Genomic DNA, 7,083 nt, shown 5'->3' on the forward strand with positions numbered 1-7,083 from the left:
GGTGGTGGGGTGTGGGGTGTGGGGTGTGGGGTGTGGGGTGGTGGGGTAGTGGGGGAATTTCAACTAAAACCCTAAAACCCTAAAACCCTAACACCCTATCTAGACTTGTAGCATTTCTGGGGTTTTTTCCTTCTGCTGCAGTGCGACGTGGAGACGGTTTAAGGCGCTGACGTAGGCGCGAGCGGAGGCGACAATAATATCGGTATCGGCCGCGTGAGCGGAGTAGGTGCGTCCTTCGTAACGGAGACGGATGGTCACTTCTCCTAAAGCATCGATTCCCTCGGTAACTTCTCGCACCGAGAAAGAGATTAATTCGTTAGGAATCTTCACCACTCGATTGATCGCTTTGCAGAGAGCATCCACTGGCCCTGTACCAATGGCCGCATCGGATAACTCGCTACCGTCGGGAGTGCGAATTGTTACCGTGGCCGTGGGTCTGGCGCTATTCCCACAGGACACTTGTACTAATTCGAGGCGAAAGTGATCGGGAACCGTGTCGATTTCATCGTTAACAATAGCTTCTAGATCGCGATCGGTGATTTCCTTTTTGCGATCGGCCATTTCTTTAAACTGGATAAAAGCGTTATTAAGTTCCGTTTCCGAAAGCTCAAAACCCAATTCCTGTAACCGAGAGCGAAAAGCGTTGCGGCCGGAGAGTTTACCGAGGACGATCTGATTATTAGTCAAACCGATCGATTCTGCATCCATAATCTCATAGGTGAGTTTATGTTTTAACACCCCGTCCTGATGGATTCCCGACTCGTGTGCGAAAGCGTTAGCACCGACGATCGCCTTATTCGGTTGCACGATCATGCCGGTAAGATTAGAAACTAGGCGAGAAGTGCGATAGATTTCCCTGGTGTTGATCTTGGTTAAAGGTTCCGTGGACTCTGGGGAACGACCGAGGAAAGGATTAAAATAGGAGCGCCGGACATGAAGGGCCATCACCAACTCTTCTAGGGAAGCGTTACCGGCACGCTCACCGATACCGTTAATGGTACATTCCAACTGTCGAGCGCCATTTTTAACTGCTTCGAGGAAATTAGCCACCGCTAACCCTAGGTCATCGTGACCATGGACGGAGATAATCGCTTGGTCGATATTGGGGACATTTTCCTTAATACCACGGATTAAAGCCCCAAATTCGCTGGGGGTGGTGTAACCGACGGTATCGGGAATGTTAACGGTGGTGGCTCCTGCGGCGATCGCTCTTTCGAGGACTTGATAGAGGAATTCGGGATCGCTGCGGCCGGCATCTTCGGGGGAAAATTCCACATCATCAACGAAGGATTTGGCATAGGCCACCATTTCTGGCACAATCTCAAGAACTTCCTGACGAGTCTTCTTAAGTTTGTATTGGAGGTGGATATCAGATGTGGCTAGGAAGGTGTGAATTCTGGGCTTGGCGGCGGGTCTGAGCGCATCGGCGGCAGATTTGATATCTTTTTGAGTAGTGCGGGCTAATCCGCAAATAATCGGGCTATCAGCTTCGCTGCCGACGCTGGCGGCAATTTTCTGTACAGCTTCAAAGTCCCCCGGACTAGCGTGGGGAAAACCTGCTTCAATGACATCAACTCCCAGTCGTGCCAGTGCGCGCGCTATGGTTAGCTTCTCATCCACATTTAAAGCGGCACCCGGGGACTGTTCCCCATCTCGAAGGGTGGTATCGAAGATAATCACACGATCTGGACTGGTATTCATAGTTTTTTTGTACCGTTAACGAACTTGGGAGTTGTTCCTCTGATTATAGCAGCCCAGGCCGAGGGGGTTGTTAAGGAAAATTGCGCTGAGAATTTCTCGACCTGCTCGCGCTTTTCCTGCTTGCCCTTTTTTTGGCTACCATAGAGGATATAGATAAATTGGCGAGGTAGTTAACAATGTTTGGCAAACCAGCGAAGGAACCGAACCCACCGGAGGTAAAAGACCTACAGGAAGTGATGTTTTCAATTAAGCAAAATCTCGAACCGGATCAGGATAAAGCTGATATTAATCTTGTTGATCCTCCCACTCCAGAGATAGTTACTGTAGTTGAAAATATTAGTAAAATTCTCTCTCCCTATTTTATCGTTTTGGTGGGTTTATTTCTCTATGATCGGAATAGTTTTATCGGTTTTTTGTTAGTCTTTACGGGAGTTTTAGCGATTTTTGGAGTTTCCCTCAAGGATATTAATAAACTCGTTGAAGAAGGGAAAAAGTTTTTCCAATCTAAGTAGTTTTATCCTCTGGATATGGTGATAACTGATAACTGATAACTGATAACTGATAACTGATATAAGATTATGTCTTTAGTTGCATCTTTACTCGATCGAGTATCTCCTCAGAGTTTACAACAATTGCGAGCCAGCGATCGAGCTTGGCAAGCTTTGCGCTTAGAAAATCCAGTTATTCCTACGGTAATTAATCAAAGTCAAGAATCTTTAGGAGAGACGGATTTTGATCTAGTGATTGCGGGGGGAACCCTGGGAATTTTTATCGGGGCTGCTTTGCAAACTAGGGGCTGGCGTGTGGCATTATTAGAAAGAGGTATTCTGCGCGGTCGTGAGCAGGAGTGGAATATTTCACGTTTAGAATTAAGCAGTTTTTTAGAGTTAGATTTATTGACCGAAGCTGAATTAAATCAAGCGATAGCGACGGAATATAATCCTGGGAGGGTGGGATTTTATCAAGGTTATGAGCTTTGGGTCAGAGATATTTTAAATATCGGTGTTGATCCGGTTTATTTGCTAGAGACTTTAAAAAATAAGTTTTTGCAAGCGGGAGGAAAGTTATTAGAAAATTCGTGGTTTAGCGGGGCGATTGTTCATCCAGATGGAGTAATGGTTAAAACGGGAGAAGTGACTTTAAAAACCCGTTTATTAATCGATGCCATGGGTCATTTTTCAGCAATTGCAAAACAGGCAAGAAAAGGAGAAAAACCCGATGGAGTTTGTTTAGTGGTGGGTAGTTGCGGTCAGGGTTTTCCCAGTAATGAAACTGGTGATTTGATTTATTCTTTTACCCCAATCTTGCACCAATGTCAATACTTTTGGGAAGCATTTCCCGCTAGGGATGGTCGGACAACTTATTTATTTACCTATCTTGATACTCATCCTGATCGCTTTAGTTTAGAATTTTTGATGGAGGAGTATTTAAGATTACTGCCGGAGTATCAAAAGGTGGATTTAGAAGCGGTAAAATTTCAGCGTTTTCTAGCGGGTTTTTTCCCGTCCTATCGTCAAAGTCCTTTAAAGATGCCTTGGTCAAGAATTCTGGCAGTGGGAGATAGTAGCGGTAGTCAATCTCCGGTAAGTTTTGGTGGTTTTGGGGCAATGGTCAGACATTTAAAAAGGCTAACTTTCGGCATCGAGGAAGCTTTACAAATCGATGCTTTAAACCGAGAAGATTTAGCCCTTTTACAACCATATCAACCTAATATATCGGTAACGTGGCTATTTCAAAAAACCATGAGTGTCCAGATATATGCTAACCCTAATCCCAATCAAATTAATGACTTAATGAGTGGAGTTTTTCGGGTAATGGACAAGTTGGGAGATGAGGTATTAAAACCGTTTTTACAGGATGTGGTGCAGTTTTCTTCCCTCTCAAAAACTTTGCCTTTGGTTAATCCTCAATTAGTTTTACCGATGATTCCACAAGTAGGTATCAGTCCTTTTATCGATTGGACGGGACATTATTTGAATTTAGCTTTGTATAGTGGTTTATATCCCTTGGCAGCCACCTTAAAACCTGTTTTAGAAAAGTTACCCGACAAGCAAAAATATCTTTACCATCGTTATTTAGACAGTTGGAAATATGGCTCCGGGGGAGATTTTATCAGTAAACAGTAAACTGATAACTGATAACTGATAACTGATTTAATCTTTATCTTGAAAAAATTGTTGATCGAGATAATTAACTTTAGCATAGGGTTCTAAAGCGGAGAGAATTTGTCTGCCATAACTGCGGGCATTGACACGATTATCGAGGACAGCCACACAACCTTGACACTCCCGGAGAGACTGAACAGATTTCTGAATTTCCCTCACTGCTGTGGGTAAAAGATAGGCACGAAACCAGTCGAGATGTTGTCGTTTGTAGTAAGCAATTTTGCCAGCAACAAGAGGATTTTCGGGGGAAGGTAAGGGTAAAGTTGCGATAATTAATAAACTGGGAGTAAGAAATTTTTCTTGATGGGTTTGCCAGAATTGCCAACCACAAACCAGAATAGTATTATTATTAATCTCAGTTTTTTCCACTTGCACTCGCGAACCGTAATCGGCTGCGATTTGGGTGGCAATTTGTGCCTTGAGGGGAACATCTTCAATCAGGATCACGATCGGTTGTTCACTGGTATGATTAGCGCTAACTAATTCTCGCACTTGCTTTAATAACATCGGTTGAAATTCGGGAGTATTGGGGGCGCTGATGCGATCAGGTAGATATAAATGAATATATTCACTTTCGCGATCAGCTGCAAACTTTAGAGTTAAAATTTCTCCGATACCCTGATTTTGACGGTATAAATTAGCGGATTTTTCGCTATCTAAAAAACTGCCGATTAAAACAAAGGGTTGCTGCTGCCAAATCGGTTTGAAAAAACTAGCCACCTCCAAAGGGCTGATTTTTAGGGTAAATTCTTCTCGCTCTCGATCTACTGATGTCCAGAGGAGATAATTATGCTCGGGGATTTTTGCCGCTAAAAGTTGCCAAGCAGAATCAGTGGCTAAGTCTTGATGCAAGCGTTGCAGGAGAGCAATTATATATTCTTTTTCTTTGGCATCAATAAGATAGCAATTATAGGGATTAATTGGATGACCAAGAATACTTTGGCCAAGTTGTGCTTTAATTAAGTCTATAATCTCTCTATGCTGGGGATATGCTGACCCTAAAGCGAACCATTGTTCGGGAGTAATGGTGACGGTGAGATAATCTACTAGACAAGTTTCTAAATCTTCGGCTCGATCGATTATCGTGGGGATATTCTGGGGAAAATGACCGAGATTGTCCAATTTATCCTCTAACCATTGTTGGGGTGTGGTGAGGAGTAAACCGGTAAAATTAGCGGGAAAGCGATCACTTTTGAGGATATCTCGCTGAGTTTGTAACCATGCTTGCAGATGGGGGATTTCCACTTCTAACAGTAGGTTGACTTCTGACTCCGGGGCAACAATTAGAACAGGTGTATCAGCTAAAAGAGCTGGGGTGAGATAACTGAGACAATAACGGGTGAGAGTAGTTCCAGTTTGTATGAGAGAGGAACGTTTTAGGCGTAAAGCTCTAGCCACCAGTCGCCCCATAGTGAGATGATGAGACCAGTAAAAGCGTCCTTGTTTGCGTAAAAAAGCGCGTAGGGAAGAATGAACCGCTGCTTCTAATAAAACCATCTCATCTCAGTTATTGGTTATCAGTGATCGATCATAGCTTTGATTTTGCCACTGATTGCACTCCGAGAGTTTTGATGGGGTGATCGAGGTTGAAGTTCAAATTCCATCTTGGAACGATAAAAACCTAGAACTAGGTAAATGTGATTTTGCGGTAAAAAAAGCGATAAAAAACCACAATCGAAAATTTTATCAATTTTTACCGCAATTTACAGCCTTAAATTGTCAGGTTTATTTTCTGTTAGGATTTTTTACCACGACGAGATATTAAGGCTCCGATAGCACCGATACCAAAAATGCCCAGTGTCATGGATGGCTCGGGGACGGGAGTGGCAGTGATCTTAAATCCACTGGTGATAAACATTCCGAAAACGTTATCATCATTGCTTGGGTTCACTGTTTTTAAGCGCAGGAAGGTATCTCCCGGTGAGATAAAAGCGTCAGGATTAGCACTATTGCCAAGAGCGAGATTATAGTATTCATCATCGATTCGCGGCCCATACAAGGGGTCATCTAATGGGCCGGGGTTAGTAGGACTGTCACCTATCCCCCCAACAGTTATTAAGCCTCCGTCGGCTCCTTCGCCATCATCCTGTCCTCCTGCACTGCTAGTCAATCCTCGATTATTGGTCGAATTAGTGGTTACGTCAATCTCAGTGGCTTGCCCACTTGGTTGACGGCTATAACTAGAGGCAAGTGAAACCAGAAAATCTCCCCCAGTGTAAGGACTGGCAAAATCAAACTGGCTCGTGTCTCCCCCGGTGGACAGTTCCCCGTCTAAAATAACCGAGGTAAAACCTTGGGTAGAAGAATTGCTGTAGGCAACGACAAGAACCGCACCATCGTTATCGCCATTCTCAACGATACTAAAGTCTTGTAATCCTCCCGTAAAAGAAGAAGCGATGATACTGGTGACATCCCAACGGGCGGTGGTGGCTGGGTTTTGATTGGGACCAAGAATAGTTGCTGAACCCAAGGAAAGTGTACTCCCATTAAAAGTTACTCCGTAAACTGGACTCATATCCCAGACGGAAGTGGCATAGAGATAAGCCCTCTGAATAGTAGAACCTGTGGGTATATTGGCTTGAATAAATCCACTGTTAGTTGTGCTTCCGAAGCCGTCAATAGAAAGGGCGGCGTTGGAAATGACATTTTGTGGTATCAAACCAGCGGAAGCAGGGGCAATGTTTAGGCAAAGTCCAAAAGTAATCCCTAGGGGGAGCAATGAATAAGCAAGTTTTTTCATGATGAGCAACTGGCAACAACTTTCAGATTATAGCGTTTATCATGAAGATGAAGTGTGGCGGTATTTGTCATCATCTCTGGACGATCAGATAATATTCCGACGTTCCGCCGTTCCGTCGTTCTCTAAAACCAGAAACTTCGTATCTCACTGTTAAGATAACTGCTAATAGACTGCATATCTATTCATAATTTGTTTAAGTCAAATTTTTCAAAGGTAATGGCAGAGATGGTTAATTGCCCTCACCCCCAACCCCTCTGCCAGAAGGCTGTTTTTTGGTATTTTTGAGACAGGTTGAGAGCTTCCAGCTTAAGATTTTCTTTGTTTAGGATAGACATAAGAGTTCTTGCATAATTAATTTTTGAGAGGGCAAAAATGAGAAAAATAAGCATAAAATTGCATAAAATAACCAAATAGAGCATTTAATTGATTAATGCTCATTCTTAATTCTCCTGACTACTGACTACTGGCTCGGAGACT

General features: G+C 43.5%; 5 protein-coding genes. 2 read left to right on the plus strand and 3 right to left on the minus strand.

Translation table 11 applies throughout. The annotated features are described in order from the left end of the window. Nucleotides 1–99: 99 nt before the first annotated feature. Nucleotides 100–1,701 carry a 2-isopropylmalate synthase gene (locus tag O9290_RS01455; RefSeq protein ID WP_288058829.1) on the minus strand — a complete coding sequence of 534 codons (1,602 nt, stop codon included), beginning with the start codon at nt 1,699–1,701 and terminating at the stop codon, nt 100–102. A 176-nt stretch (nt 1,702–1,877) separates the two neighbouring features. Here O9290_RS01455 and O9290_RS01460 point away from each other — a divergent pair, with 176 nt between their 5' ends. Further along, entirely contained in the window at nt 1,878–2,213 is a 336-nt protein-coding gene (locus O9290_RS01460) for a hypothetical protein (RefSeq protein ID WP_002758693.1), read from the plus strand. A gap of 66 nt (nt 2,214–2,279) precedes the next feature. Next, entirely contained in the window at nt 2,280–3,827 is a 1,548-nt protein-coding gene (locus O9290_RS01465) for an FAD-dependent oxidoreductase (protein ID WP_288056023.1), read from the plus strand. A 27-nt stretch (nt 3,828–3,854) separates the two neighbouring features. Here the strand turns inward: O9290_RS01465 and O9290_RS01470 are convergent, their stop codons facing one another. Both O9290_RS01470 and O9290_RS01475 read right to left on the minus strand, forming a co-directional pair. Then, on the minus strand, nt 3,855–5,363 hold the full coding sequence (locus O9290_RS01470) for a helicase C-terminal domain-containing protein (RefSeq protein WP_288056021.1): 1,509 nt from the start codon (nt 5,361–5,363) through the stop codon (nt 3,855–3,857). A gap of 238 nt (nt 5,364–5,601) precedes the next feature. Next, nucleotides 5,602–6,606, minus strand: a complete 1,005-nt coding sequence (locus O9290_RS01475; RefSeq protein WP_288056019.1) for a PEP-CTERM sorting domain-containing protein — start codon at nt 6,604–6,606, stop codon at nt 5,602–5,604. Nucleotides 6,607–7,083 lie beyond the last annotated feature (477 nt).

Origin of the sequence: Microcystis sp. LE19-41.2A (genome assembly GCF_027530405.1) — a bacterium.
Taxonomy (GTDB): domain Bacteria; phylum Cyanobacteriota; class Cyanobacteriia; order Cyanobacteriales; family Microcystaceae; genus Microcystis; species Microcystis aeruginosa.

Coding starts and splice junctions, on each gene's coding strand:
- O9290_RS01455 (WP_288058829.1), bottom strand. CDS start 1,701: ATGAATACCAGTCCAGATCGTGTGATTATCTTCGATACCACCCTTCGA.
- O9290_RS01470 (WP_288056021.1), bottom strand. CDS start 5,363: ATGGTTTTATTAGAAGCAGCGGTTCATTCTTCCCTACGCGCTTTTTTA.
- O9290_RS01460 (WP_002758693.1), top strand. CDS start 1,878: ATGTTTGGCAAACCAGCGAAGGAACCGAACCCACCGGAGGTAAAAGAC.
- O9290_RS01475 (WP_288056019.1), bottom strand. CDS start 6,606: ATGAAAAAACTTGCTTATTCATTGCTCCCCCTAGGGATTACTTTTGGA.
- O9290_RS01465 (WP_288056023.1), top strand. CDS start 2,280: ATGTCTTTAGTTGCATCTTTACTCGATCGAGTATCTCCTCAGAGTTTA.